The following is a 25,925-nucleotide window of genomic DNA, read 5'->3' as shown; positions in this document are numbered from 1 at the left end:
AGCTATGAAGTTATATCTAAAAATTTGGAGACAAAAGGATGCCGAAACTAAGGGTCAAATTGTGGATTATACCCTAGATGGCGTTGAGGGCGATATGTCTTTTTTGGAAATGCTGGATATCCTAAACGAAGAACTGGTTTCAAAAGGTGAGGAACCTGTAGAGTTTGATCACGATTGTAGGGAGGGTATCTGCGGAACTTGTTCGTTACAAATCAATGGGGAACCCCACGGGCCCGATAGATTGATCACTACTTGCCAATTGCACATGCGAAAGTTCAACGATGGGGATACTATCGTCATAGAACCGTTTAGGGCCAAAGCTTTTCCAGTAATCAAGGATTTGATTGTGGATCGTAGTGCTTTTGACAGAATTCAACAAGCGGGTGGTTACATCTCGGTAAACACCTCTGGGAATACCGTGGATGCCAATGCCATTCCCATTCCCAAGGAAGATGCGGACAAAGCCATGGATGCCGCAACCTGTATTGGTTGCGGAGCCTGTGTAGCAGCTTGTAAAAATGCCAGTGCCATGCTGTTTACCTCAGCTAAAGTTTCCCAATTTGCCTTATTGCCCCAAGGTCAGGTGGAGGCCGCTGATCGTGTACAGAACATGGTTCGCCAAATGGACTTGGAAGGTTTTGGAAATTGCACCAATACAGGAGCCTGTGAAGTAGAATGCCCCAAAGGCATTTCCTTGGAGAACATCGCCCGTATGAACCGCGAATATCTTTCTGCTACAACAAAAGGATAAAATTCCAATACTCATAAACCAAAACCCAAATTCCTTAAGGAGTTTGGGTTTTTTATTCATCAATAACTCTTAGGAGGTTGGCATTTTTATCCCATAAAGCAATCTTTCCCTCGCTGCTTGAAGTTACTATGAACTTTCCATCAGGACTCCAATCTACACCCCATAGATAATCATTTGCCGACGCCGATTCAGCTATAAGCTCTCCTGCTTGGGACCAAATCCGCAATGCATCACTTGCACTGGCCAATCTTTTTCCATTTGGGTTCCATCTAATATTTCGGTATTCTCCGGGACTTCCGTCAATTGTATTAAGCATAACGCCTTCCTTGTTCCAAAACTGCAGTAATTTGACCTCGGCCTTTTCCAAATCCCCATAGTCACCAACCGCGAAGAAATCCCCAGATTTATGCCATTCCACGCAAAGCAGAAAGGTTTCCACGTTTCTTGGCTCAAAAGCATTTATGGTATCTCCATGTTGGGTATAGATTCCTATCTGCGTTCCAACCGTGACCATAATGTTTTTTGAAGGATGCCAATCCAAGCCAGCAACTCCCTTTGAGTCGGCCAAAAATCGACTTACACGGCTTCCATGCATGGTATAAACGGACACCGTATCTTCAAGTTCGGAAACAGCTAGCAGTTCTCCCGTATGATTCCAGTCCAGTGCTCTAAAGCTCGATTCCAAATCCTGCAGCTCTCTCCATTTCCCAGTGTCCAAATCAAGTATTTTGGCTTTAAAGGTTCTTCCTTGGGTAATAACGGCCAAAAGATTTTTGCTTGGATGCCACTTTAGGCGACTTAGTTGCACCCCTGGAACCGGGTAAGTTTTCAACAGTTCAAAAGTCTTGGCATCAAATACTTTCAACACTTCTTGATTGCCCCCGGTTGCAATGTATTTCCCGTCGGGACTCCAAGCTATGGTCCATAGGGTTTCTTTGTTCTCAACCTGCTCCTTACAACAGATATGGGTCAAGGTGTACAACAACAGAAAAAAGAAAAGTTTTTTCATTTAACATCCTGGTTTGGTCACCAAAACCACCTCAAAAGCGATTGCATCTGAAATAATGCTTTCCTTGACACTTCCAATAATCCCTTTGGATTCGTAACTAATGCCCCAACGGGTCCTGTCAATTGCAAACTTGGATTTAAACACATAGGTTTGATCACGCTCCTCAACACTCATTCTAAACTTTATGGGATGGGTAACCTCCTTTATGGTCAACAGCGCTTCAACCTCAATTTCGTCTTCTTCAACATACAAGGCCTCAACAATCTTTAATTGGGCCAGAGGATGATTTTTCACATCAAAGAAATCCTCATTTTTTAAATGGGATACCAGCATATCGTTGTAATTTCCATCGGTATTGACAATGGAATTCATGTCCGCCTCAAAATAGCCTCCCATGACCATATTGCCTGACCAAAAAATGGTGCCTTTTGAAAACGCTACCGTACCATAATGCTCATTGAACTGGAACAATTTGGATCCCGACCATTTGATTACGCTCTTTTCTGTATCAATATTTATGGTACCTTGTCCATACATAAAGGCATTAAACCCAATGCCCACAACTAATAAGATGATTTTTTTCATTGTTTTGTTTTGGACAAATCTAGGTTTGGGGGTCTCAGGAGAGGTGAACAAAATATAAATGAAGTGCAAAAAATTGCAAATTTTTAATTTGACAAAAATCCGCCATAAATGAAAGTTGTACTTTATATATATAGCGTGTTGTTCGTGTTTGCACTTTCTTTTGCGGTGATCAAAAATGAGCCAAAAAATCAAGATGACACTTTTTCTAACCGGGTAAAGGTTGCACTTAGGAATACAGGAAACACCTTGTTGTTGCAAAGCCGGGATTCCAGCTCATTGGTCCTGCCGGTAATACAAAATGGGTCTCGAAGTTTTCAGCTAACTTTTGAAATGGAGTTACCCATAGTTCCGGATAGCTTAGTGGCATCGGTAGCGCGAAATTTTAAGGCCATGAACCTGCCCAATGACTATCTGGTGGAAGTAGTGGACTGCCAACAAAATGAAGTGAACTATAGCTATGCGATCTCAAATAGTGAAGAGCGGAACATTGTCCCCTGTTTGGGCAGAAACCTCCCTATGAATTGCTATTCCATCCATGTCATTTTTTCCAAGCCCACAGATTTCAAAGAATCCAAATTGAGTGCGCCATGGTATACGCTAGTGGTGTTTGGCACTTTAGGAATAGGTCTGTTTTTCCTGGTAAAGCGAAAGGAAATGATAGAACCCCAAAATGCATTGACCTCTATACTCATTGGCAATTACGCTTTTTATGCAGATCAGAACAAATTGGTCAAGGATGGTGCGGATATTAAGTTAACCGCAAAGGAAACGGACTTACTTAAAATTTTTGCCGACAACATCAACCAAGTGGTTAGTCGTGATCAATTACTCAAGGAAGTTTGGGAAAACAAGGGTGTGTTTGTAGGTCGAAGTTTGGACACCTTCATCTCCAAACTCAGAAAGAAGTTCAAGGACGAAGATCATATCAATCTGATCAATGTGCATGGGGTTGGTTATAAACTGGAAATACGGAAGGATTCCAAGAAATAATCCGCACAAGAAATCCCATCGGAATGAAATTTAAGCTTCCCTTTTTGCTATCTTGAAACATGCCCAAAAACTATCCCAAAGAGCGCATTAAAGTTCCTCGGTTCAATGAGGAGTCCGGTTTTTATACCACCCCGGAACGTTCCAAGATCATGGGCAAGATTCGCGGCAAGAACACCAAACCAGAGCTGGCTTTTAGAAAAGCATTATGGGCCGCAGGCTACCGTTATCGCATAGATTATAAAAAGTTGATTGGAAAGCCGGACATTGTGCTTAAAAAGTACAAGACAGCCATTTTTATTGATGGGGAGTTTTGGCACGGTCATAATTGGGAGGAACGCAAGCTCAAAATCAAAACAAACAAAGCGTTCTGGATTCCCAAAATAGAGCGAAACATGCAGCGTGATCAAGAGGTCAACGAGGCCTTGGAAGAAATGGGGTACTCCGTATTTCGATTTTGGGAAAGTGAAATCAAAAAAGAGCTTGATCGTTGTTTGGATGAGGTAATTGTATCCCTAAAAAAGCAAACCGAATGATTAAAATCAACTCCAAATTGCCCAATTTAGGCACAACTATTTTCACGGTTATTGGTCAGTTGGCCAAGGAACATAACGCTATCAACCTATCCCAGGGGTTTCCCAATTTCTCCCCCGATTCCAAATTGCTGCGGTTGGTAGACAAGGCTCACCAAGACGATTTTAATCAATACGCCCCCATGCAAGGTATTTTAAGGCTACGGGAAACCATTTCAGAAAAAACGGAGAGTCTGTACGGTAAATCATACCATCCCGAAACAGAGATTACGATTACCGCAGGGGCAACCGAGGCCATCTTCACCAGCATTGCGGCCTTTGTTCGGCCCAAGGATGAAGTTATTGTACTTCGTCCAGCCTATGACTGTTATGAACCCGGCATTGAACTATTTGGTGGCATTGTGGTTCCCATTGCATTGGAAGGGCCATCATTTAAGGTAGATTGGAATGGACTTAAAAAGGCCATCTCTCCTAAAACCCGTATGGTGATCATTAATACGCCCCACAATCCCACAGGCACCATTTGGTCCCAATCGGATATGCTACAATTGCAGGAAATCCTTAAGAATACCAATATAATCTTGCTGAGTGACGAGGTCTATGAACATATCACCTTTGATGGGGAACAGCACCATAGTGTATCCAAATTTCCAGATTTGGCCTCTCGAAGCATTGTTTGTTCCTCGTTTGGAAAGACCTTCCATGTTACGGGTTGGAAAATTGGATATTGTGTGGCGCCCAAAGCTTTGATGCAAGAGTTCCATAAAGTTCACCAGTACAATGTTTTTTCCGTAAACCATGCGCTTCAAATTGCATTGAATGAATACCTGCAAACACCTGAACATTATCTTGAACTAGGGAATTTTTATCAAAAGAAGCGAGATCATTTCTTAAATGCCATCCAAGGTACAAGGTTTGATGCCGTGCCTTCTGCTGGAACCTACTTTCAATTGTTGGATTATAGTAAAATCACTGATGAGAAAGACATGGATTTTGCCAAACGCCTTATTAAGGAATATCAATTGGCCAGCATTCCCATTTCGGTATTTTGTGGTCCAGATTACGATCAGAGGTTCCTGAGGTTTTGTTTTGGGAAAACCGAAGATGTCCTAGACCAAGCGGCAGAAATACTACAACGAATTTAAGCAGTTATAGCTGTCTTCTAGCAATCCGAAAGATTTGGAGTACATCCTTGCCCGAAAGCTCAAAATCCTGGAACTCGGGAGCCTTGTTTAGATTGCTACACTGGAAAACATCTTTTTCAAAATTATAGTTGGTGATGCGCTTACAAATAATACGGTCCTTGCAGACCAAAACATACGATTTGTTGAAAAGCCCATTGTTTTCCAAAGCAAACTCCTTGACGTCCACCTCTACCCCTAGAACTATGGATTTGTTGGGAATGGAATCTATGGTTCCGTCATACATGGAATTCCCCGTTATTTCAAAAGCCATATGAAGTTCATCGTCAATGGAGTCCATCACAAACCCCGTTTCGAAGGCATTTTGGGAAACAAGACCTGTTTTTACCCGGGTAATATATTCCTTTTGCTGCTCCATAAGCACTAAAGGGGACATTACCAATAGTTTTCCGTGTTCCAAAGGATAGAAAACACTACCGTGTTTGGCGTATGGTTTCTTTTTTCCATAGGTATCGTTGGGGTCATGGAACTCATGAATGACGAGTTCGGGTATGGTCATTTCAAAAAATTGGGCAATTTTCTTTAAATTCTTATTTGGAATATTGGCGTCTCTTCTCTCATAGAGCTGTACGGTTCGTAGGCTAACACCAATGGCATGGGCAAATTCTGTTTGACTTATTCCTTTTTTTCGTCTTAATTCTTTTATTATGTGCATAAAATCACTATCTTGTGTAATATTTTTACGCATACCCATGAAAATGCGTAATTCTCAACTTCACCTTTGTACTTCCCTTACGATCAAATATAGAAAAAGGGAATTATTTCATTTATTACAAGTTTAACTTAACAATTTACATGTATGGGCACGCTCAAATCTTCCGACCTACGAATCAAAAATGAAGAAATGTTTACCAGCTCCGATTTTGGTAAACCCATTGGACAGGAACTTTCCACCATTTTGCGAAGAAACCTGAACAAGGACAATCTGGCCAACATTGCTTCAGGTTGCAGTATCAGTTTTTCCACTGTAAGGGACTTGGTTTATAGAACCAACAGTTTAACCGAGGGTAACTCCATGGCGCTGGCCCTACTCATCCATGCAGCCTTGGAAAACTCCGTAGCAAGGAAATTGCAGTCCGAAGGAGACATTATGTTTTTGGATGGCATATTAAAGCATTAACCGAAGCAACCAATCTGTTTGTTTGTCGTTCCCGATGTAATACGGGTGAGTGCCAAACTTGGTAAACCCATGTTTCTGGTAGAATCTTATGGCTCCCGGGTTATGTTCCCAAACCCCTAACCAAACATAACCCATGCCTTTATACTTGGCCAAATTGATAATTTGTTGGAGCATCCATGCCCCTATGCCCTTGCCTTGGTGGCCATCAACGACATATATCCGTTCCAATTCCAGAGAATTTTTGTCTTTGACATCTGTTTGTGCTTGGCCGTTGTTCACTTTGAAGTAGCCCACCAAATCCATGTTTTCAAAAACAAAATAGAATTGGGAGTCGATATTCAACAGTTCCCTTTGCAGTTGTTCCCTGCTAAATGCTGATGCTATATACTCCCTAAAATCTCCGGGTTCATTTTCCGCTTCAAATGCTGCAATAAAAGTGTCTTTGGATATTTGGATTAAGGCATCCAAATCCGACAGCGTGCATTCCCGAAAACTTAAATGATTGGAGGGTTGATTCATCCCTCTAAATTATGGAATAAAAAAAGAGCCTAACAATTTTGTTGGCCCTTACATTTTTTCATTTTATGAATCTTAAAGCATAAAAAGCTTCTTGATCAATAACATAAATCCTGTGAAAAAATCGTTTCTGTAAACTTGAACGTTGTCCTCTACGGAGGAGCGGAAAAATTTGGGTGCCATGGTGTTGATTTTAAGGGTGGTTAATTTGGGAAAAATATTCAACACTGCCAAAATACCGCAAAAGAAATTTTAGTTAAAAAAAATGTTGTGTAGGTACGCTATATTGTGGTAAACAAACCGATAGGTATTGGGACTATATTTGCATCTCGGGAATCTCCCCTTCTACCTGTAGTTTACCTTCTGTAGCGTTCACCACTTCTTCCACAGATACCCCAGGAGCCGTTTCCAATAATTTGAACCCTTCCGGGGTCACCTCCAATACGGCCAAATTGGTAACAATTTTCTTTACACAGCCTACTCCTGTTAGTGGAAGCGAACATCTTTTGAGCAATTTGGATTTTCCAGCCTTATTGGTATGCATCATGGCCACAATGATGTTCTCAGCCGAGGCCACCAAATCCATTGCACCGCCCATACCTTTTACCATCTTGCCCGGAATCTTCCAATTGGCGATATCGCCATTTTCTGCCACCTCCATAGCTCCCAAAATGGTCAAATCCACATGTTGCCCCCTAATCATGCCAAAACTCAAGGCAGAGTCAAAAAAAGACGCTCCTGGAAGGGTGGTTATGGTCTGTTTCCCAGCATTTATAATATCGGCATCCTCTTCGCCCTCAAACGGGAATGGCCCCATGCCCAACACTCCATTTTCGCTCTGAAATTCCACACTGATATCTTCCCGTACAAAATTGGCCACCAAAGTGGGTATTCCTATGCCTAGGTTCACATAATATCCGTCCTTGACTTCCTTTGCAATCCGTTTTGCGATTCCGTTTTTATCAAGCATAATTATCTTTTAATAGCGTATGAGTTAAACTTGTGGGCATTTTCACTTTCATATCTCCAAACTACTATTGGAAAAGATAAGGTAATGGCCGCTATTAACCCGAAATAATAAATCAAAACAAAACTTGCAATCCCTCCAACAATCAATCCTATCAAAGTAATTCTTTGGTCGATTACTGCAGTAATTCTGTTAATATGTTTTTTGTCAAGTTTACTACAACCATCGCAATTCACTTGAACTTCGTCCCGCCCAAGTTTTTTCTGCAGCTCAGGTCTGGTTTCTGCCCTATTCTTTAAATAATTTACCCTTTTACAGGAGGAACAAGTATAAGTTAACCTCATCTATCAATTTCTTTCTCTTGTTGTTCTTTGTTCAATTCGCTTTTCATATTCCGCTCCTTGAAAAATGCGCTGTACAAAAATCCCAGGGATATGAATTGTGTTGGGGTCCAGACTTCCTGCAGGAACCAATTCCTCCACCTCCGCAACCGTTATCTTGGCAGCACCACACATACAAGGATTAAAGTTTCGTGCCGTCCCCTTGAAAATCAAATTGCCCGCTTCATCCCCTTTCCATGCTTTTACAAACGCAAAATCTGCTTTGTATGCAGGTTCCAAAACATACATCTTGCCATCAAATTCACGAGTTTCCTTTCCTTCAGCGACCTCGGTGCCATAACCCGCTGGGGTATAAAATGCCGGGAATCCGGCCTGGGCAGCCCTACATTTTTCTGCCAAAGTGCCTTGGGGAGTCAATTCCACTTCAAGTTCCCCGCTCAGCATTTGCCGTTCAAACTCATCATTTTCTCCCACATAGGAAGAGATCATTTTTTTAATCTGATGCTGTTGCAATAAAAGTCCCAATCCAAAATCGTCAACCCCTGCGTTATTGGAGATACAGGTAATGTCCTTAATTCCTAACCTTACCAATTGCCCAATGGCATTTTCCGGGATTCCACAGAGCCCAAACCCTCCTAACATAAAGGTCATTCCATCTGCTACCCCTTCCAAGGCTTGTTCCACAGTTGCTACAGTTTTCTTGATCATCCAATTCCAATTTTATTGCTGTTGAAATTACGATAATTAAAGAATTCCTGAAACCGTTTTGTTTTCAAAAGAAAGTATCAATGTTTTGTTCCATTTGGATTCCCGCTTTGCGCCTCCGCTAAAGCTTCAGGCGGCACGTGGTCGTAGGAATGACAATGCCACAGAATCTACGTCGTTAACGTTGTGATTCCAGTGGCAGAAAAAAAGCCCCAAGGAAGAATCTTCACATGGAGCTCATTTTTTTAGTGTTTTTTCCTTTGACCTAAAAGCCTATATCCTCGTCCAAATCGTCTTCAGTATCCGTTTCTTCCTTGAGTTCCTCAAGAACTTTGGTACAGTCCACATTAATGGACAACCCTTCGGGCTCCTCAAAAGCTTCCGTGGACACCCCCAACTCTTCATTTTCATAGTTCTTCTTCATGTACAATGCCCAAATAGGCAAGGCCATGGAAGCCCCCTGACCGTAAGTAAGACTTTTAAAGTGAATGGATCGATCATCACCTCCTACCCAAACTCCCGTGACCAAATTGGGTACCATACCCATAAACCATCCATCACTTTGATTTTGCGTGGTTCCTGTTTTTCCGGCAATGGGATTGGTCAATTCGTACGGGTATCCTGTTATAATATCTTGGTAAACCCGCTGTTCTTTGGCAAAAGTATGTCGCAATCTGGTACCAGAACCTCCCTGGGTCACTCCCTCCATTAAATTTACCATGGCATAGGCCACGTCCTTGCTCAACACATCTTTGGTCTCGGGAACATATTCGTATAGTACGGTTCCATTTTTGTCTTCAATACGGGTAACCATAACCGGTTTTACATATACTCCTTGGTTGGCAAAAGTTCCATAAGCACCTACCATGTCATAAACTCCAAAATCATGGGTTCCCAAAGCAATGGATGGCACCTCTGGAATATTATCGCCCAAGCCCATGTTTTTGGCAATATTGACAACAGATGCTGGACCTACTTGGTCTATCAATTGTGCCGTCACCGTGTTCACCGAGTTTGCCAGTGCATTTTTAAGTGTCCTGTTTTTCCCTGAGTACTTTCCATCAGAGTTTTTGGGACACCACGCCTCCATATTGCCATGCTTCAATGGCTCTATACAATACTGATTGTCTGGAAGCGAATCGCAAGGCGAATACCGAAGCTGATCAATAGCAGCTGCATATACAAACGGCTTAAATGTAGACCCCGCCTGACGCGCACCTTGAATCACATTATCGTATTGAAAATGTTTGTAATCCACACCTCCAACCCAAGCTTTTACATGGCCTGTCTGAGGTTCCATGGACATCATCGCCGTCCTCAGAAAAGTTTTGTAGTAACGAATGGAATCCAAGGGAGTCATTATAGTGTCTTTCTCATAGGAGTCACTGTTCCAATCAAAAACATTCATTTCCGTTTTTTCATGGAAAGATTTTTCAATTTCTTCAGAGCTCTTTCCTTGACTGGACATGATACGCCAACGGTCAGAACGCCTCATGGCACTCCGCATAATGGTATCTATAGCTCCATTGGTAATGTCCAAAAAAGGTGCCGTTGGATTTCTTTTGGGCGTATTTTGATGAAAGAACTCGGCCTGAAGATTCTTCATATGCATCTCCACAGCCTCCTCGGCATTTTTTTGCATGCGAGAGTCAATTGTGGTATATATTTTTAGCCCATCCAAATAGATATTGTATTTCTCACCATCGGGTTTCGGATTTTCATTCACCCACTTTTTTAGCCAATTCCTTTGCATATACATTCTAAAGTAGGTGGCCAAACCTTCACGATGGGATTCGGGATTATAGTTCAAATCTATCTCCAAAGCTTGTAATGAATCTTTTTCCGTTTCACTGATGTATTCATTCTTTGCCAATTGGCCCAAAACCATGTCCCTCTTGTTCTTGGTGAGTTCCTCTCGACGCAAAGGATTATAAAGCGATGAGTTTTGAAGCATGCCGACCAACATTGCAGACTCTTCCATTTTGAGGTCGCTGGGTTCTTTTCCAAAATAAATTCTTGCCGCGGATCGAATACCATCCGCATTGTTACCAAAATCATAAATGTTCAAATACATGCTTATGATTTCCTCCTTGGTATAACTTCGTTCCAAACGAGTGGCAATTACCCACTCCATAGCCTTTTGCTTAATTCGCTCTATAATGTTTTGTGAACTGACCCCCACAAAAAGTTGTCTGGCCAACTGCTGGGTTATGGTACTTGCCCCTCCACGCTTCCCCAAAAAGACAAACGCTCTCAATGTTCCCCGCGCATCAATTCCCGCATGATTGTAGTAGCGTATATCTTCACTGGCTATCAAAGCATCTATTAAATTTTGGGGCAGTTCATTGTAGGCAACATCTGTACGGTTATCCTCCAAATAGAATTTTCCCAGGGTTTCCCCATCGGAAGAGATAATTTCAGTGGCCAAATTGGTGCTTGGGTTTTCCAAATGTTCAAAGGTGGGCATTGTGCCAAATACGCCCCAAGATGCCAATAAAAATATCAGTGCCGCTGAGAAAATACCGACTCCGAAAAGAATCCAAAACCATTTAATGAAAGGAAGAAAGCTCTTTTGTTTCTTCTGTTTAGCTTTTGCCATTGCTTTATTGGGTGCTTTTTTCAATTTCCAAACCTACATCGGTAATGCCCTCCAAAATGTGAAGACCTTCTACCTCGCCATTTTTACGCATGGCGTGGGCCACACTCAATTTATATACGCCAGAATCTGGAAAAACGATGTTTTCCTTGTACCAAAGCTTGTTTTCCTTGATACTGCCAAATCCTTTGCCCAACCATTCCCCGGTGGGCTCCGCCATTTTGTATTCCAAGGTATCCTTCTGGGTCTGCCCATTGGGAAACTCCAGTTCCGTGATCAAAAAGAGGTTGCTGAACGGATAGGTGTTGTCGTTTCTTATATTGATGAACATGTTATGGCCCTGTTCCGAATCCAATTCTGAAAACTGGAAATCTACCAGCTGATCCATTTGCCATTTGCCATTGGACATGGGTTCAAATTCAGAAAATACCAGATTGCTGTTACACGATACCAAGCCTAGGAATACAACCAAGGCATAGTAAATTTTATTGTGCATTGGAAGAAGATTTTGGTTTGTTTTTTCTTCTTTTCTTGTTGCGTTTCTTTCGCTTGGGGCGATCAAAACGCGTAAGACTGTCCTGCCCCACCACATTTTCAAAGGCCATTTTTTCGTCGCTTACATTGTCTTGGGCATATTCCTCCAAGCTAGCAATCTTTTCATTCTTCTTGTTCAGTTCCAAGATTTCCAACACATGGTCTTTGTCCAAGGCGTGCCAGGTAGCCGGGTCATCTCGATAGGAAAACCACAGTGTCTGCTTAAAGATATCCGCTTTTTGGCAAAAGGCAACTCCCTTTTTGGTCTGAAGCTTGCTGTCCTGTGATGGGAAATCCTTCAGTGCCTCCAGATACATGTCCAATTCGTAATTGAGGCAACATTTGAGCTTCCCACATTGCCCTGCCAATTTTTGGGGGTTCAATGCCAATTGTTGGTACCGGGCCGAAGCCGTACTTACCGATCTAAAATCGGTTAGCCAAGTGGAACAACAAAGTTCACGACCACAGGAACCGATCCCGCCCAAACGCTGGGCCTCTTGCCGGTACCCAATCTGGCGCATTTCAATCCGAATGCCAAAGGCTTTGGCCATATCCTTAATCAGCTGGCGGAAGTCCACTCGCTCCTCAGCGGTATAGTAAAAGGTAGCTTTGGAACCATCGCCTTGGAACTCCACATCACTCAATTTCATCTGTAGTTTAAGTGAAATGGCAATCTCACGGGATCGCTTTTGTATTTCGGCCTCCTTGCTTCTGCTTTTTTGCCAGATGTCAACATCGCGTTGTGACGCTTTTCTATAAATCTTGGGAAGGGTCTTGTCGTCCAGCGCCACTTTTTTTCTTCGCATCTGTACTTTGACCAACTCCCCGGTCAAAGTTACAATCCCCACATCGTGACCCGACTTGGCCTGGGTGGCCACCACATCCCCAATGGAGAGTGGAATGCCGTCCACATTTCTAAAGAATTCCTTTCTACTGTTCTTGAATCGTACCTCAACGCAATCAAAAGGTTTTTGACCATTGGGCAGCGACATATTGGAAAGCCAGTCAAAGACTGTAAGCTTGTTACAACCATCCGTGCCGCAAGTACCGTTGTTCTTGCAACCCCGCGGTTGTCCATCCTTGCCGGTTGAACAACTGCTACATCCCATATTTAATATCTTGATTTAGAGCGATGCTGGAGCATCATTCTAAAAAGGGTTCATAAAAAATCTTGAGGTAAAGATAGCATAAATTGGGCAGTGGAGAAATGCTACTTCTGTGTCATCTGCTATTGAGCTTCGCCAAATACTTTCTCCTCGTGCTTTATTAAATATTCAAAGGAAACATTCACCACCTCATTTAGCTTTAGGTTTCTTTTACCGGCTATAAGGGCAAGCTCCCTATGCCGGTCCGATCCTGTACGCACATTAAACACCCCTTTATAAAATTTATCGGGTTCTTTGCCTATTTCCTTGCAGGTGGTCAAATAATCATTAACAGCTTCTTTAAAGGACTCCCTAAGTTCATCAACAGAAGTTGCCTCAAAGTTTACCAAATCGTTTATGCCCAAAACCTTGCCATATAGCACATTATCTTCCGCACTAAATTCCACGGAGCCTATATAATTTTTGTATTCTAAAAAACTTCCCATACCTATAGATTCAGTTTTTCCAGCACTTGCCTTATAACATATTGTTTTACAATGTTTCCGGGATGGGGTTTGTGCAAGCTGATAATTTCTTTGACACTATTGCCAAATTTTACCCGAGAACCTCCTGTTTTTCCTTTCTTTCTAATCTCGTGATATCCAAAGTGAGCAAGGATTTTAATCAGTTCGCTCCAAGTAAAATCTTTTGGAACATTTTTAAATCGCTCTATTAGTTTATCAATTCTGCTCATGGCAAAGGTAAAACAAAATATGTAACTAAAAAATAGTTACAATTAAAATTGACTATTGGTAGTCTGAATCCCATGGTTAAAGCTGGTCATTTTCCGTGCTTCCAGCAAAAAATCCGTCAACCCAAAACCAGCATCCATCAACTCAAAACTAGCATCCGTTAGTTGGGTTGGAGCTGAACAAAAATTAGGAAGCACTTTTGGGTCTTTAACTTTTAAACCCAAAAATTATGAAATTGAAAACCCTACTGCTTATGACAATCTTTGCTTTGGCCCTGCTAGCCTGTAGCGAGGACGATGGCAAAGACCCAAACCCAAACGGAGCTCCAAGCATTAACCCAGACCAAATCTTTAATGTTGCCGAAACCAAAGTACCTGGTGATAATCTGGGCAAGGTAAAGGCCTCCGACCCAGACGGTGACCCACTGACCTATTCCATCAGCGGGAATGCAGGCCCTTTTATTATTGGTGAGAGCAACGGAGAACTTGGTTTGGCCGAAGGCCAAAGTTTGGACTATGACACCACCAACACCTACACACTTACCATTGGCGTTACCGATAACACGGACTCCGCCACAGGGACCATCACTATAAACGTGACCAACGTAAACCAAGCGCCGACCATTACCGAAGGTCAAAGCTTTTCGGTTAAGGAGGACATAGATGATGCTTTTGAAATTGGCACAGTGGAGGCCAATGACGAGGATGGCGACCCGATTACGTTTTCCATAACCGATGAAATCTCCCCGTTTGAAATTACAGAAAATGGGGTTCTAAGTTTAATTCCCAACAAGACGCTGGATTATGAAACCCAGACCGAATATACCGTGAACATTGAAGTAACCGATGATGTAGCTACTTCTCAGGAAACCATTACCATTGTGGTGGAGAATGTTATTGACGCGCCATACCGATTGGAGAAAAGCTCCTTTGTTTTTACTATGGAGACCACCGAGGCCAATGAGTATGTTGAAATTGGTACGGCCGAAGGAGGCGATTATATTTATATTGTGGATTGGGGTGATGGCACTATTGAAGAAATTGATGATAACGACTCTCCGCCGGACCACCAATATGAGTATGCGGACACATACACCATATCCATAAACACAGATGGCGTAGAAAATGGGGCGTTTTCCAGAATACTGTGGGACAACAACCCCGATGCCACAAAAGTTAAGAGTATAGAACAATGGGGCACCATTGAATGGAGTAGTTTTTCAAATGCTTTTGAAGGTTGCACCAATATGGTCTATAACGCCACAGATGCCCCTGATCTAGAGAATGTAACAAGTCTCTGGGCCATGTTCCGTGGTTGCTCTTCTTTTAACGGTGACTTGAGCAATTGGGATGTGAGCACAATTACTATTATGGGAAATATGTTTAGCGGGGCTTCTTCCTTCAATGGAAACATTGGTAATTGGGTTGTTGAAAATGTAACCAATATGGTTTTTATGTTTGATGGAGCGTCCACATTCAATCAAGATATTAGTGGTTGGGATGTTTCCAAAGTAGAAAATATGGCTGTCATGTTTAACGGAGCATCTTCTTTTAACCAAAACTTAGGAGATTGGAAAATAATAGCACTTGCACAGGGGGCCACTATGTTCGCCCTGCTTAATAATTCGGCTCTAACTAACGAAAATTATGAAGCGACGCTGATAGGATGGTCAAATCTTCAAGGTGTTCCCATTGGGATTGATTTAGGCGCCCAAGGTCTTGAGCGCTGTTCCGCTGAAGCCCTGGAAGCCGTAAATTTTTTGGTTAACACCAAAGAATGGACCATCGACGACGATGGGTGTAATATGTAAATCACAACAATCATCTTAAGGCTAAAAAAGACCCCAGAAAGCTGTGCTTTCTGAGGTTATTTTTCCATAAAAACACTTCCCTGATTTCACTCCGCAAAATCTTTCCCTTCTCAAGAAGGGAGTTTGCAGCAGTTCCCCTCTAGAGAGGGGTTGGGGTGTGTGGTTCTAGATACGTCCCAAAATAAATTCAGGACACTCGAACTGACGGGTAGAGACCTCTCGACTGCTCCTTCGACCGCCTGCCCGTCCCTGTCATGGCGGGGCTCTGGATGGCAGCTCAAGATGTGTTAACAGACCCAAACGGACTGGATTGGGCTATAAATAGGGATTCTCAATGTGACTGGTCCAAGATAATGTTGAAGTTTGTCTAAAGACCCCAGAAAGCTGTGCATTCTGGGGTTATTTTTCCTTAAAAACACTTCCCTGATTTCGCTGCCCGAAATCTTTCCCTTCTCAAAAAGGGAGTTTGCAACTGTTCCCCTCTCGAGAGGGGTTGGGGTGTGTTGTTCTAGTTGCCGTCACATCGAGCGCAGTCGAGATGTCTACAAAATCAACCTATGAATTGGTTCTCGACTGCGCTCGAACTGACATCGTACAGCTATTCTCGATACATCCCGAAGTAAATTCGGGACACTCGAACTGACGGGAGGTTATTTCTTAAACTTCAATACTTCCGAACGGCCCTTTTTAAAAATCTTGTTGCTGGCATGTTTGCCTTTCCGTAAGCGTTTTTGTTCTTCGTAAGGTAAAGCATGTACCTCCTGGCACTCTGTGGAGCAGCAATTGTCCATGGCCTTAGCGCAGTCCTCGCATTGGATAAAGAGCAAATGGCAGGCCTCATTGGCACAGTTTACATGGGTATCGCAGGGTTTGCCACATTGGTGGCAGTTAGCTATCACATCTTCGGAAATACGCTCTCCCCTACGGTGGTCAAACACAAAGTTTTTGCCCAAGAATTTGTTTTCCAAACCTTCGGCTTTTACCTGGCGGGTGTATTCAATGATGCCACCTTCCAACTGAAATACATTTTTAAAGCCTTTGTGCTTATAATAGGCACTGGCTTTCTCGCAGCGGATACCCCCGGTGCAGTACATCACCAATTTCTTGTCTTCCTTATGTTCCTTTAAATCTTCTTCTATAATGTCCAAAGAATCCCGAAACGTGTCCACATCTGGGGTTACGGCATTTTTAAAATGGCCTATCTCGCTTTCGTAGTGGTTGCGCATATCCACCAAAACGGTATCAGGGTCTTCAATAAGTTCGTTGAATCTTTCAGCCCCAACATGAACACCCTTATTGGTGACATCAAAAGTGTCATCGTTCAAGCCATCTGCCACAATTTTGTTGCGTACCTTCACTTTGAGTTTAAGGAAAGATTTGTTGTCCTGCTCCACGGCAATGTTCAACCGGACATTTTCCAAAAAGGAAATGCTGTCCAAATGGGTTTTAAAGGCATCAAAATTTTCCGCGGGAACAGAAAGTTGGGCGTTTACCCCTTCATAAGCCACATAGATTCGGCCCAGAACATCCATTTCGTTCCAAGCAATGAATAAGTGGTTCCTTAAAATCTGTGGATTTCCAATGTGTGCATATTTGTAGAAAGAGATGGTGAGCCGATCCTTGCCGGCCTCTTCAATGAGTTGTTCTCTTTCCTTTGCACTTAATGTATTGTACAGTTGCATGCTATACCAATAGTTAAGATTAAAGAATAGATGGTCTAAAAGTGGGGCAAAGTTATAAAATCCAACGGGCTAAAAAAGAAAAAGGGTTTCTTAAAAAGAAACCCCTCCCAACCGATTAATCCTTTTTCATAGCGCAAATTTTCCCTTTTGCCAAAGGCAACGAGCCCTAGTTGGGCCCGCTATGATAATACGAGTTAGTACCGTTTAGATACAGTTGTTCAAAAAGGTTGCGTGAGGCTGTTGTTGCGTGCCAAAAGAAATGGTATTTTTAGCCTTCCAAATAATTTGATACCATGAGCAACGAGAAAGAAGCAAAGTTAAAAGCCTTAAAACTAACCCTGGATAAATTGGACAAAACCTATGGCAAAGGAGCTGTCATGAAACTGGGAGATAGTGTAGTCGAGGATGTGGATGTTATCCCATCTGGATCCCTAGGTTTGGACATTGCTTTGGGCGTTGGTGGCTACCCAAGAGGTAGAGTCATCGAGATTTATGGGCCTGAATCTTCTGGTAAAACTACCTTAACACTTCATGCTATTGCCGAGGCGCAAAAAAATGGGGGCATCGCCGCTTTTATTGATGCTGAACATGCCTTTGACCGTTTTTATGCCCAAAAATTGGGCGTGGATATTGACAATCTGATCATTTCACAACCCGACCATGGGGAGCAGGCTTTGGAAATTGCGGACAACCTAATTCGCTCTGGTGCCATAGATATTGTTATTGTGGATTCTGTTGCGGCCCTGACCCCAAAAAGTGAGATTGAAGGGGAAATGGGAGATTCCAAAATGGGGTTGCACGCAAGATTGATGTCGCAGGCTTTGCGTAAGTTGACCTCTACCATTAGCAAGACCAATTGTACGGTCATTTTTATCAACCAGCTACGTGAAAAAATTGGGGTCATGTTCGGGAATCCCGAAACCACTACAGGGGGTAACGCCCTTAAATTCTACGCTTCGGTTCGTTTGGACATCCGTCGCTCTACCCAGATCAAGAATACGGATGGGGATGTTCAAGGAAACAAGACCCGTGTTAAAGTGGTGAAGAATAAAGTTGCACCGCCCTTTAGGACTGCGGAATTTGATATTATGTACGGAGAAGGCATTTCGAAAATTGGGGAAATCCTAGACCTCGGAGTGGCCTATGAAATTGTGAAGAAAAGCGGTTCCTGGTTCAGTTACGGAGACACCAAACTAGGCCAGGGAAGGGATGCCGTAAAGGCATTGCTTCAAGACAATCCAGAGCTTTCCGAGGAGCTTGAGGGCAAGATCAAGGAAGCCATTTCCTTGGTAAGTGCATAACACTCCCAGCAAATAACTGGATTTAAGGTTGCAAATCTTACGCAACCCTTATGATTGCTGTTCATCTAGGAATAAAAAAGGAAATTTTTATGATGAGAAAGGCAATAATGCTTATCATGCTTATTGGAACAGCGGGGCTGTTCAATGCCTGTGATTTGGATGATGGTCAAAACTTTCGTTTTACTACCTTGTCCATTGTAGATGCCAACGTCCCCGAATCCTTTGAACTGAATGAAACCTACAGCATTGAGGTCACCTATGTAAGACCTAACGGCTGTACATTTTTTGAGGGATTTGATGTGGCCAGAACGGCCCAAACCGACCGAGAAGTGGTTGTTATTGGTTCTGTTCTGACCGATGATACGGCATGCACTCAGGTAGTCCAGGAAGTTAATGCTTCATTTGATTTTCAAGTGTTGTATACCGGGGAGTACCATTTTAGGTTTTATACTGGACAGGATGAAAACGATGATTCCGAATTTTTGGAATTTACCATTCCCGTAGTGGAGTAATCATTACATTAAGGGCATCCTTAATCCAAAATTGACCAACATTTGGATATAAACGAGCTGATACATAATTGCAAAAAAGGCAAAAGGCAGGCGCAGGCCGAATTGTACCGGAAATATTCCGGTATTCTTTTCGGTATGTGTCTCAAGTATTCGCGGAACCGAACGGAGGCCGAGGATAATTTGCACGACAGCTTTATGACCATCTTTAACAAGATCGATCAGTACAAGTTCAATGGGTCATTTGAAGGGTGGATCAAAAGAATCACTGTGAACACGGTGCTTCAGAAATATAGAAAAGAGCAGTACCTGGATGTAGTCTCGGAAAATGTTGGCGAAGAGGTGGAAGTAGATACGGAGCAGACAGACATAAGCCTTTCCACCTTACTGGGGTACATTCAGGAACTGCCCAATAAATATAGGTTAACGTTTAACCTGTACGTATTGGATGGCTATAGCCATAAAGAGATCAGTGAGATGTTGGGGACATCCACAGGCACCTCCAAGAGCAACTTGGCGAGGGCCAAGATGATCTTGAGAGAAAAGATAGAAAAGGAAAACATAAACATTGCTTAGATGGGGAAAAAGAATTTAGAGCAATTGTTCAAAGAAAAGTTGGGAGACTTTCAGGAGGTTCCGGATGATGCAGTCTGGAAATCCATTGAAGCCTCTTTGGACAAAAAGAAACAGAAGAAAAGGGTTGTGCCTATTTGGTGGCGGCTTGGGGGAGCTGCAGCCGTACTGGCCATCCTGTTGTATGTGATCAATCCATTTGGTGACAGTGACAACAATGAACCAATTATCATTTCGGAAACGGAAAACACCGAAATCCTTGATGAACAAAACAATGCTACGGACAAGGTTGAACCCTCCACTATTTCTGAAGAAGATGGATTGGTGGACACTCAGGAAAACACTTCCTTGGATTCCAACCAAAATACCATTGTAGAAACCAGTGAGGGAAAATCCAATTCGGTAAGCTCCAATCCAAGTCAATTTGTGAGCGGGCAGGAAGTTGCAGAAAGTTCATTGACTGGTAACCAGAATCCGACCAATGCGAATCCGTTAAGGAAAGATGCACCAAAAACCGATGAATACGCTAATGTTGCTGCTACCGAATCTTCGGAAAAACGTAATCCTGTTGGTCAAGAAGTGCAAAATAAGGAGCGCAAGGATGTGTTGGATTTGGCACCTCAACTTGAAAAAGAAGCTGTAGCCACCACCGATTCAAATCAGCAGCAATCCAAGGCCAATTTGCTGGAGAATGCAACCCAGGAAGAAGAAGCCATTGCCCAAAATCAGGTGGATGATACCACGGATAAAGGACAATCCATTTTTGATGCCATTGCAGAGCAGGAAGAAGACGTGGTCGCCCAAAGCTCAGGCAGCAAATGGTCCGTTGGTCCATCCATTGCGCCTGTTTACTTTAGTGCTTCGGGGGAAGGGTCTCCAGTGCATTCCTCCTTTGCTTCCAATTCCAAATCAGGAAACGTAGATCTAAGCTATGGTGTTTTTGTGGCTTATGAGGTGGGTAAAAAATTAAAGGTGCGTACAGGAGTGCACCGTGTCAATTTTGGATACGACACCAATGATGTGGTTTTCTCCTCTTCTTTGGATGGCTCCTCTGTTAATCTTATTGACAATATTGATTATGCCAGACAATCCGAGAACATTGTTGTGGAAAGTAGGGACAAGGGCGCCCTTAGTTTGGATAAGGAAGAAGTTAACTTTAGTTCCAGTGCGGTTTTGGATGGAAAGATGATCCAAAATTTGGGTTATTTGGAAATTCCCCTGGAGCTGAATTATAGTCTTATAGATAAAAAGTTTGGAGTAGACCTAATTGGTGGTGTAAGTTCCCTTTTCTTGGTGGACAACTCCGTATTGTTGGAGTCCGAAGGTTTAGTGACCGAAGTGGGTGAAGCCAACAATGCCAACTCCATGAATTTTAGTACCAATGTTGGGCTTGGGTTCAACTATAAGTTTTCGCCTAAAGTGCAATTGAATCTGGAACCGGTCTTCAAATATCAGTTGAATACGTTTTCCGATACTTCTGGCTCCTTCAGACCGTTCTCGGTTGGAGTTTATAGTGGTTTCAGCTTCAAATTTTAAAAAAACAGGGGCCACCTATATTTCCTGTTGGGCTGAACCGCACAAAGACGTTGGTTAGGTCGATTGTCCCTTTAGACAATCATGAAGCACCCTGCATTCCTGTGGGGTGTTTTTTTTATATCTTCATTTGAGGCTCGTCAGATTTTTCCCTTGAACTTGTTTGTAAAATGTGTCGCAGTGGCAAAAAATCCTTAATTTACTCTGCCTTCTAAGTCCCTTATACTTGAAAACTAACCAATTTGAGGACATTCTTATCTATTTTTCCAAGTCCTGGCTGGGAAAGGAAAATGAGGATGAGATTTTGTGGGATCTTGCCAAAAACTGCATTGCCAAACTGGGTTTTGTGGATTGTGTGGTCTATTTGATAGATCAAGACCAAAAGCTGTTGGTACAAAAGGCGGCCTACGGCCCAAAAAATCCAAAGGATCGTAATCTGTACAATCCGGTTGAAATAGGTTTGGGGGAGGGCATTACTGGTGCAGTGGCCGTTTCGGGCAAGGCGGAAATTGTTCCAAACACTTCCGAGGACTCCCGATATATTGTGGATGACGATCAGCGGTTATCCGAAATCTGTGTGCCCATTTCCAATGAGGATATCATTTATGGGGTAATTGATTGCGAACATCCCGAAGAAGGGTTTTTTACCGAGCACCACCTAAAAATGTTATCGGCGGTAGCTTCCATTTGCGCTATAAAAATCAAAAGTGTGCGTGCGAACAGGGCGTTACGGGAAAAACAGGAAAGCCTACTCAAAATAAAGGAAGAAATGATGGAGTTGAAGCTAAAAGCCCTCAACTCCCAACTCAATCCCCATTTTGTGTTCAACGCGCTTAATGCCATCCAATATTATGTGACTTCCGAGGACAAAAAATCGGCTTTGGAATATTTGTCCACCTTTAGTAGGCTAATCCGCTTTAACCTCAAACATTTGGGTGACGAGGTTGTAAATCTTCAAGAAGAAGTAAAAATGCTGGGCTGGTACCTGAAACTCCAAAAGTTGCGATATGACGATCAATTTGAATTCACTTTGGCCGTGGCGAATCCTGTGGCGCAATGGGATGCCATGGTTCCCGCAACACTTATCCAAACCTTGTTGGAAAACACCATCGAAAACCTGATGTCCAGTAATCGAACCAAAGTTCATCTGAACATTGTCTTTAAGCTTTCAAAAGATCGGGTATTATTGGAAATCCAGCATGAGCACAAGGAAATAAATACCCTGTTGGAGCCACCTCTCCAATATCAGGAACGCAATGCACAACTTTTGGATCAAATCCGTCTTTTAAATACCCATAAAGGGTATCAGATAAGTAAGGAGGACTATCTGGATACGAGTAGCCAAAAAGCAATTGTATCGCTTACATTACCAAATCTTTATGCCCATAATCACTGAGCACATCCCTGATTTTGGACACATCCCTGATTTCAACAAGTTGAAATTTTCCCTTCTCAAGAAGGGAAGGTTTTCCAAAACACCCATGATTAATTTCATTTCTCTGGAAGGGGGGACTTTGCAAAATAGATAAGAATAAATTCCCCTCTTGAGAGGGGTCAGGGGTGTGTTAAGAATATCCACGTCACATCGAGCTGTCATCCTGAGCATCGTGTCTGCCGACAATAAGTAGGTTTGAACTGGCAATCCCAAAAATTCCCCTCTTGAGAGGGGTTGGGGTGTGTATTAACCCAAAACCCCCATTCATCAATTCATATAGGGCATCCATCAAATGGGAGGTGTCTGCTTGGACATCATCATTTTACTTTATGGCCTAAACCATAATTCTAAAAAATGATGAAAAGAATTGCGCAATGGGCTGCTTTGGCCCTATCCCTAACTTTAATCGTTCTAGCTTGTAGTATAGATGACAGCAAAACCGACACCCCTGAACAGCCAGAACAGAATTCACCACCAACTTTCAATGATCCTGGTGAAATAAATGTAGACGAAGACGCCCCTGAAGACCAGACCATTGCAACTTTGTCTGCCTCAGACAATGACAACGACTCCTTAACCTTTTCCATTGTTGAAAATGACAGTGGCCTTTTTGAAATTACTGAAGATGGTAAGCTGAGTTTGGCCGAAGGACAAAACCTAGACTTTGAAACGGCCACATCACACACGATTACCGTTAGTGTCACTGATAGTGAAGATTCTGATGAAGCACAGATAACCATAAATGTTCTAAATGTTGTAGACCATCCGCTAGCATTGGAGCCATCTTCATTTATCACTACATGGACAACCACTACCGAAAATGAAAAAATTATTATTGGAACAGACGAAGAACTAACCTATAGTTTTACTATTGATTGGGGGGATGGTACCATTGAAATCATTGAAGATATTGCGGCTAGCTACTCTTTAAGCCATAACTATGCTACCGCCGGTACCTATACTGTGGTTATAAATGGGATATTCCCAGGGCTTACGATGCTTGAGGATTATGCCCATAAACTTAAGAGCCTTGAACAATGGGGCACAAACGAGTGGGTATCTTTGAATAACGCCTTCCACTATGTGGACATGGTGTATAATGCAACCGATATTCCCAAATTCTCTCAAGCTGCAAATCTATCAAACATGTTTAGTGAATCTACTTTTAATGGAGATATTGGTAATTGGAATATGACGAAGGTGCAAAACATTAATGGTATGTTTAGGTTTGCATCCTCATTCAACAAAGACATTAGTAACTGGGATATTAGTAATGTGACTGATATGAGATACATATTCCAAGGTGCGAGTGCTTTTAATCAAGATATAAGTTCATGGAAGGTTCACAATGTTACTTCCATGGAAAGTATGTTTGAGGATGCTGTCCTTTTTGACCAAAATCTGGGAAGTTGGGATATTACAAATGTTGAATCCATGAAGCATATGCTGTCCCATTCAGGATTTTCCCCAGAAAACTATGCCAATACAATTATAGGTTGGGCCAATCAAGAAAATGTGCCGAGTAATATTACTTTTGGCATGGACGGGATGGGGCACTGCGACGAAGAAGCCTACAATGCCCAAGTTTACTTGGAGAGCGAAAAAGGTTGGACTTTTGCTGGTGAAGACAACGGATGTTAGTCACATTTATCAACCATAAATTATTTGAAGGTTAGCCCTAGAAAATATTGATTTCTGGGGTTCTTTTTCTATAAAAACACAACCCTAATTTCAACTTGTTGAAATTTTCCCTTCTCAAGAAGGGAGGGTGGCCAAAAAAATCAAGATTAAACTCCCCTCTAGAGAGGGGCTAGGGGTGTGTAAAAATGGCTAGAAGAAAAATAATTCCCTACAACCCAAAACTCAAAGAACTGGCCCGTCAGCTACGGAACAATTCCACCAAGGCCGAAATTATCCTATGGCAAAAATTAAAGCGAAAACAACTATATGGTTATGATTTCCATCGCCAAAAACCCATAGACAATTACATCCTGGATTTCTTTTGCCATGAACTGATGCTTGGTATTGAAGTGGACGGCTATTCCCATCAGTTAGTTGAGGTGTTCAAAAAGGACAAGGTCAAGGAATCTGTTATGTTGAAGCTCGGAATAAGCGTATTGCGCTTTTCAGATGAACAGGTTTTAAAGGATATGGATAATGTACTCCGTGCAATTGAGGATTACATCCACAATCATGAAAAAAAACATCCCTGATTTTGGACACATCCCTGATTTCAACAAGTTGAAATTTTCCCTTCTCAAGAAGGGAATTCAATTCTGACCACAAAAAAATTCCCCTCTAGAGAGGAGTTGGGGTGTGTTAAACCAGCTCATTTAATATCACCTCCCTCACTTCTTCCCGTAAAGTGGATTTATCTTCCTCGCCCAAAATCCCCGTTTCAAAAAAGGGATGTACTTTGGCCCTGACCCGCCCTGGCCCCCCACTAAAGAAAGTAAAGGAAAAACGCTTTTTATTATCGTAAAACGTAATGGGAACCACAGGAATCTTATGGGCAATGGCCATCTTAAAAGCGCCATCCTTAAAGGCGTCCAAAACAATATGTTCCTCTGGCACACCGCCCTCGGGAAAAATACAAATGCTGAGTCCTTGATCTAACCTTCGCTGCGCCCGGAGATATACTCCAGTTCTGCTTCTAATGCTGTCTCGATCCACCATAATGCAAACGCGTTTGTAGAAAAATCCGAAAACGGGAATCTTTACCAGCTCCTTCTTGCCCACAAAAACAAAGGGGTTCTTGCTTACCACCAACATCAGCATAATATCCAACATACTGGTGTGGTTGGATATGAGCATATAGCTCTTCCCTTTTTCCATTTGTTGTTCCCTTTCAATCTTTGGGAAACAGCCCATGCCATATAAAATGGGTCTGGCCCATAGGTTTCGGGCCAACCAAAAAAACTGCGGATAGGTCTTTTCGGAAAAGACGGTCAGGAGTAAAAATGGGAAAAAGAGAAAGATGGGAAGGGCAACCAACACATAGAACCAAATTCGGTAAAGGACATGCCCAATGTTCCTGAAAAATTGAACCATATTTCAAAAGTAGAATTTTTGAATATCTTTAAGGAAACAACCTTAAAAACTTGATTATGGGAATTTTGTATGCCATTTTAGTTGGAGCGGCGGCCGGTTGGCTGGCGGGAAAAATCATGAAAGGCGGCGGTTTTGGTGCCTTGATCAACATTATCCTGGGTATTGTTGGTGGTGCTGTGGGCAACTGGCTCTTTGGCACGCTGGGTGTCCAGATCGGCTCTGGTCTAGTGGGCGACTTGATTACTGGAGTTATTGGTGCCGTGGTGATTCTTTTTGTAGCGGGCCTCTTTAAAAAATAACATTTTACCCTCTTTTTAGGTAAGCGGTCTATCCTTGCTTTTTTTATCG

Annotated in this window: 27 protein-coding genes; 14 read left to right on the top strand and 13 right to left on the bottom strand. The window is 42.5% G+C overall.

The annotated features are described in order from the left end of the window. Nucleotides 1-4 precede the first annotated feature (4 nt). Complete coding sequence (locus ACO6S0_RS18095) at nucleotides 5-751, top strand: succinate dehydrogenase/fumarate reductase iron-sulfur subunit (protein ID WP_422349691.1); 747 nt, start codon at nucleotides 5-7, stop codon at nucleotides 749-751. Between the two features lie 52 nt (nucleotides 752-803). Here the strand turns inward: ACO6S0_RS18095 and ACO6S0_RS18090 are convergent, their stop codons facing one another. Continuing rightward, on the bottom strand, nucleotides 804-1,760 hold the full coding sequence (locus ACO6S0_RS18090; RefSeq protein WP_422349690.1) for a WD40 repeat domain-containing protein: 957 nt from the start codon (nucleotides 1,758-1,760) through the stop codon (nucleotides 804-806). Then, nucleotides 1,761-2,345, bottom strand: a complete 585-nt coding sequence (locus ACO6S0_RS18085; RefSeq protein WP_422349689.1) for a YceI family protein — start codon at nucleotides 2,343-2,345, stop codon at nucleotides 1,761-1,763. A 108-nt stretch (nucleotides 2,346-2,453) separates the two neighbouring features. Between ACO6S0_RS18085 and ACO6S0_RS18080 the strand changes: the two genes are divergently transcribed. Genes ACO6S0_RS18080 through ACO6S0_RS18070 form a run of 3 tightly spaced genes read left to right on the top strand, consistent with a single transcriptional unit; the run spans nucleotide 2,454 to nucleotide 5,010 of the window. Further along, the gene (locus ACO6S0_RS18080) at nucleotides 2,454-3,335 is read left to right on the top strand and encodes a winged helix-turn-helix domain-containing protein (protein WP_422349688.1); all 882 of its coding nucleotides are present in this window, start codon (nucleotides 2,454-2,456) and stop codon (nucleotides 3,333-3,335) included. A 59-nt stretch (nucleotides 3,336-3,394) separates the two neighbouring features. Next, complete coding sequence (locus tag ACO6S0_RS18075) at nucleotides 3,395-3,868, top strand: very short patch repair endonuclease (protein ID WP_422349687.1); 474 nt, start codon at nucleotides 3,395-3,397, stop codon at nucleotides 3,866-3,868. Further along, complete coding sequence (locus tag ACO6S0_RS18070) at nucleotides 3,865-5,010, top strand: methionine aminotransferase (protein WP_422349686.1); 1,146 nt, start codon at nucleotides 3,865-3,867, stop codon at nucleotides 5,008-5,010. The genes ACO6S0_RS18075 and ACO6S0_RS18070 overlap by 4 nt, the downstream gene beginning before the upstream one ends. A 4-nt stretch (nucleotides 5,011-5,014) precedes the next feature. On the opposite strand, the gene ACO6S0_RS18065 is transcribed toward ACO6S0_RS18070, so the two are convergent. Then, nucleotides 5,015-5,722, bottom strand: coding sequence for a helix-turn-helix domain-containing protein (locus ACO6S0_RS18065; protein WP_422349685.1), 708 nt, complete (start codon nucleotides 5,720-5,722; stop codon nucleotides 5,015-5,017). Nucleotides 5,723-5,866: 144 nt separating this feature from the next. Here ACO6S0_RS18065 and ACO6S0_RS18060 point away from each other — a divergent pair, with 144 nt between their 5' ends. After that, on the top strand, nucleotides 5,867-6,187 hold the full coding sequence (locus ACO6S0_RS18060) for a hypothetical protein (protein ID WP_422349684.1): 321 nt from the start codon (nucleotides 5,867-5,869) through the stop codon (nucleotides 6,185-6,187). Here ACO6S0_RS18060 and ACO6S0_RS18055 read toward each other — a convergent pair. The 8 genes from ACO6S0_RS18055 to ACO6S0_RS18020 form a co-directional block, all read right to left on the bottom strand. Further along, nucleotides 6,176-6,706: a GNAT family N-acetyltransferase gene (locus ACO6S0_RS18055; protein ID WP_422349683.1), complete on the bottom strand. Its 531-nt coding sequence runs from the start codon at nucleotides 6,704-6,706 to the stop codon at nucleotides 6,176-6,178. The two genes, ACO6S0_RS18060 and ACO6S0_RS18055, sit on opposite strands and share 12 nt — an antisense overlap. Nucleotides 6,707-7,019: 313 nt before the next feature. Further along, on the bottom strand, nucleotides 7,020-7,673 hold the full coding sequence (locus ACO6S0_RS18050) for a CoA transferase subunit B (RefSeq protein ID WP_422349682.1): 654 nt from the start codon (nucleotides 7,671-7,673) through the stop codon (nucleotides 7,020-7,022). 344 nt (nucleotides 7,674-8,017) lie between these two features. After that, nucleotides 8,018-8,719 (bottom strand): CoA transferase subunit A, encoded by a 702-nt coding sequence (locus tag ACO6S0_RS18045; RefSeq protein ID WP_422349681.1) that lies wholly within the window; start codon nucleotides 8,717-8,719, stop codon nucleotides 8,018-8,020. Nucleotides 8,720-8,981: 262 nt separating this feature from the next. Continuing rightward, nucleotides 8,982-11,315, bottom strand: a complete 2,334-nt coding sequence (locus ACO6S0_RS18040) for a penicillin-binding protein 1A (protein WP_422349680.1) — start codon at nucleotides 11,313-11,315, stop codon at nucleotides 8,982-8,984. Nucleotides 11,316-11,319: 4 nt separating this feature from the next. Continuing rightward, on the bottom strand, nucleotides 11,320-11,808 hold the full coding sequence (locus ACO6S0_RS18035; protein WP_422349679.1) for a gliding motility lipoprotein GldH: 489 nt from the start codon (nucleotides 11,806-11,808) through the stop codon (nucleotides 11,320-11,322). Further along, complete coding sequence (locus tag ACO6S0_RS18030) at nucleotides 11,798-12,955, bottom strand: PSP1 domain-containing protein (RefSeq protein WP_422349678.1); 1,158 nt, start codon at nucleotides 12,953-12,955, stop codon at nucleotides 11,798-11,800. Before ACO6S0_RS18030 ends, ACO6S0_RS18035 begins: the two co-directional genes overlap by 11 nt. 119 nt (nucleotides 12,956-13,074) lie before the next feature. Beyond that, the gene (locus tag ACO6S0_RS18025) at nucleotides 13,075-13,437 is read right to left on the bottom strand and encodes a type II toxin-antitoxin system HicB family antitoxin (RefSeq protein WP_422349677.1); all 363 of its coding nucleotides are present in this window, start codon (nucleotides 13,435-13,437) and stop codon (nucleotides 13,075-13,077) included. 2 nt (nucleotides 13,438-13,439) lie between these two features. Further along, entirely contained in the window at nucleotides 13,440-13,685 is a 246-nt protein-coding gene (locus ACO6S0_RS18020; RefSeq protein WP_422349676.1) for a type II toxin-antitoxin system HicA family toxin, read from the bottom strand. Nucleotides 13,686-13,912: 227 nt separating this feature from the next. On the opposite strand from ACO6S0_RS18020, the gene ACO6S0_RS18015 reads away from it, so the two are divergent. Beyond that, a complete protein-coding gene (locus ACO6S0_RS18015) occupies nucleotides 13,913-15,493 on the top strand; it encodes a BspA family leucine-rich repeat surface protein (RefSeq protein WP_422349675.1) in 1,581 nt (526 codons plus the stop codon). Between the two features lie 650 nt (nucleotides 15,494-16,143). Here ACO6S0_RS18015 and ACO6S0_RS18010 read toward each other — a convergent pair. After that, complete coding sequence (locus ACO6S0_RS18010) at nucleotides 16,144-17,175, bottom strand: rhodanese-related sulfurtransferase (RefSeq protein ID WP_422349674.1); 1,032 nt, start codon at nucleotides 17,173-17,175, stop codon at nucleotides 16,144-16,146. A gap of 293 nt (nucleotides 17,176-17,468) precedes the next feature. On the opposite strand from ACO6S0_RS18010, the gene recA reads away from it, so the two are divergent. The 7 genes from recA (at nucleotide 17,469) to ACO6S0_RS17975 (ending at nucleotide 24,739) form a co-directional block, all read left to right on the top strand. After that, on the top strand, nucleotides 17,469-18,476 hold the full coding sequence (gene recA / locus ACO6S0_RS18005) for a recombinase RecA (protein WP_422349673.1): 1,008 nt from the start codon (nucleotides 17,469-17,471) through the stop codon (nucleotides 18,474-18,476). An 89-nt stretch (nucleotides 18,477-18,565) separates the two neighbouring features. After that, nucleotides 18,566-18,988: a hypothetical protein gene (locus ACO6S0_RS18000; RefSeq protein ID WP_422349672.1), complete on the top strand. Its 423-nt coding sequence runs from the start codon at nucleotides 18,566-18,568 to the stop codon at nucleotides 18,986-18,988. Nucleotides 18,989-19,030: 42 nt separating this feature from the next. Next, nucleotides 19,031-19,561, top strand: coding sequence for an RNA polymerase sigma factor (locus ACO6S0_RS17995; RefSeq protein WP_422349671.1), 531 nt, complete (start codon nucleotides 19,031-19,033; stop codon nucleotides 19,559-19,561). Continuing rightward, on the top strand, nucleotides 19,562-21,094 hold the full coding sequence (locus ACO6S0_RS17990; protein WP_422349670.1) for a hypothetical protein: 1,533 nt from the start codon (nucleotides 19,562-19,564) through the stop codon (nucleotides 21,092-21,094). It begins immediately after the preceding gene. 223 nt (nucleotides 21,095-21,317) lie between these two features. Continuing rightward, complete coding sequence (locus ACO6S0_RS17985; protein ID WP_422349669.1) at nucleotides 21,318-22,487, top strand: histidine kinase; 1,170 nt, start codon at nucleotides 21,318-21,320, stop codon at nucleotides 22,485-22,487. A 393-nt stretch (nucleotides 22,488-22,880) separates the two neighbouring features. Continuing rightward, nucleotides 22,881-24,167 (top strand): BspA family leucine-rich repeat surface protein, encoded by a 1,287-nt coding sequence (locus ACO6S0_RS17980; RefSeq protein ID WP_422349668.1) that lies wholly within the window; start codon nucleotides 22,881-22,883, stop codon nucleotides 24,165-24,167. 185 nt (nucleotides 24,168-24,352) lie between these two features. Continuing rightward, nucleotides 24,353-24,739: an endonuclease domain-containing protein gene (locus ACO6S0_RS17975; protein ID WP_422349667.1), complete on the top strand. Its 387-nt coding sequence runs from the start codon at nucleotides 24,353-24,355 to the stop codon at nucleotides 24,737-24,739. Nucleotides 24,740-24,845: 106 nt separating this feature from the next. Here ACO6S0_RS17975 and ACO6S0_RS17970 read toward each other — a convergent pair whose 3' ends face one another. Next, on the bottom strand, nucleotides 24,846-25,577 hold the full coding sequence (locus ACO6S0_RS17970; RefSeq protein ID WP_422349666.1) for a lysophospholipid acyltransferase family protein: 732 nt from the start codon (nucleotides 25,575-25,577) through the stop codon (nucleotides 24,846-24,848). 56 nt (nucleotides 25,578-25,633) lie between these two features. On the opposite strand from ACO6S0_RS17970, the gene ACO6S0_RS17965 reads away from it, so the two are divergent. Next, nucleotides 25,634-25,876, top strand: coding sequence for a GlsB/YeaQ/YmgE family stress response membrane protein (locus tag ACO6S0_RS17965; RefSeq protein ID WP_420401493.1), 243 nt, complete (start codon nucleotides 25,634-25,636; stop codon nucleotides 25,874-25,876). The last annotated feature ends 49 nt before the right edge of the window (nucleotides 25,877-25,925 follow it).

The sequence above is a fragment of the Flagellimonas sp. genome (genome assembly GCF_965233845.1).
GTDB lineage: Bacteria > Bacteroidota > Bacteroidia > Flavobacteriales > Flavobacteriaceae > Flagellimonas.
Note: the sequence above shows the minus strand (reverse complement) of the source record. Positions and strands in the feature narration are given on the sequence as shown.